Here is a 1773-nt window from a genome sequence, read left to right on the forward strand (position 1 = left end):
ATGAGACAGGTCGAGAGTTGCCGCGGCGCGCGGGGGTGAGTTCCTTCGGCTTTGGCGGAGTGAATGCTCATGTGGTGTTGGAGGAGTATGAGGCACAGGTCTCGAACGAGCCAGCGATGCATGCTCCTGTGGTGCGCATCCCAGCGGCCTCGGCTGAGTCGAACGGGAAAGTCTCAGTGGCGCATGTTCCTGCGACGCATGCGCCTGCGGTGGTGGTGCTGTCGGCGCGTACGGGCGAGCAGCTTCGGACGCAGGCGGTGCAGTTGCGGGAGTACCTGGAGCGGCGTGCCGTGAGTCTGGCGTCGCTCGCCTATACGCTGCAGGTTGGACGTGAGGCGCTGGGCATGCGTCTGGCGTTAGTGGTGGGCTCGGTGGACGAACTCAAACGCAAATTGTTGGCTTACGAGCAAGATGAGGCGAGCCTGGAAGATGTGTATCAGGGCGAGGTCAGGCGCGGGCAGGAGGTGTTATCGGCGTTCGCAGCCGATGAGGACCTACGGGAAGTGATAGGCAAGTGGCTGGCGCGCGGCAAGGTGAACAAGCTGGCCGAGTTGTGGGTGCAGGGTCTGGCAGTGGACTGGTCGGCGTTGTATGGCGAGTCGCGACCGTCTCGGGTGAGTTTGCCGACGTATCCGTTTGCGAAGGGGCGCTATTGGGTGCCCGAGAGTGGGCCAGTAGCCCGGACGACACACCCAACCGATGCACAAGCCTCACCGGGCAGCGAGCTGGCGTTGCCGCACCCGCACGCGGCGGTGCTGCACCCGCTGGTGCACCGCAATACATCCACCTTGCATGAACAGCGCTACAGCACGTGGCTGACGGGCGAGGAATTCTTCCTGCGTGATCATGTGGTGCGAGGGCAGAAGCTTGTGCCGGGCGTGGCACAGTTGGAGTGGGCGCGAGCCGCGGCCAGTTTGGCGCTGGAGGAGAAAGGGGCCATCCGTATCGAGCAGGTGAGTTGGATACGACCCTTGATGGTTGCCGAGCCGTTGGAGGTGCATATCGGCCTGGAAGTAGAGGACGACGGCCGCATCGGCTACGAGATTTACAGCGGTGAAGGTGACGCTGCGCAGGTCTATAGCCAAGGCTGGGTGGTGGCTTCGGCCCCGGGCGAGGTGCCTACTGTCGATCTGGGAGGATTGCAGGCCCAGTGTGGACGCATGCTCAGCAGCGCGGATTGTTACGCGCAGTTTGCCTCGATGGGCTTGACCTATGGGACGAGTTTCCAGGTGCTAACCGCACTTCAAGTTGGCGACAGCGTGGCAATCGGTTCGCTGCAGGCGCCGGGGCACGCATTACAGGCCAGCTATGGTTTGCCGCCGAGCCTGCTGGATGGAGCGCTGCAGGCTAGTCTGGGGCTAGCCGTAACGAATGCAGGATTGGCACTGCCGTTCGCAGTGCAATCGGTGGAACAGTGGTCGCCGGTGCCCGCGCCCGCGTATGCGATAGTGCAGCCCGCGGCAGGCGACAGCGAGGCGGTGCGCAAGCTGCAAGTTGAGATCGTTGATTCGCAAGGGCGAGTGGCGGTTCGACTGAGCAACTTCAGCAGCCGAGCGCTACCCGCCTCCTTGGGGGAGGACCGAGCGGCCGATTCCAGTGTGCCGACGGCGATGATGCACGCGCCGTTCAACTCCATTTCCTCGACTTTGTCTCCTCTGTTTCCATCGTCGCCGGTGGGTGAACTGATGCTGACACCGATATGGGAGACGATCTGCGAAGTCGAGCCGAACGCAGTGCCTTCTGTGCAGCAGGTAATACAGCTGCATGCGACGA

The 1773-nt window shown here is 62.9% G+C and carries 1 protein-coding gene and 1 pseudogene; both read left to right on the forward strand.

Features of this window, described 5'->3' with window-relative positions; translation table 11 throughout:
• A pseudogene (locus ACNA0J_RS29640) lies at positions 1-350 on the forward strand (KS-MAT linker domain-containing protein); the annotation flags it as partial.
• The coding region (locus ACNA0J_RS29645) for a polyketide synthase dehydratase domain-containing protein (protein WP_415822602.1) at positions 345-1773 on the forward strand (1429 nt) is incomplete at its 3' end. The pseudogene ACNA0J_RS29640 and the gene ACNA0J_RS29645, both read left to right, overlap by 6 nt.

The organism is Bordetella tumbae (assembly GCF_965139195.1).
Classification (GTDB): Bacteria; Pseudomonadota; Gammaproteobacteria; order Burkholderiales; family Burkholderiaceae_B; genus Bordetella_A; species Bordetella_A tumbae.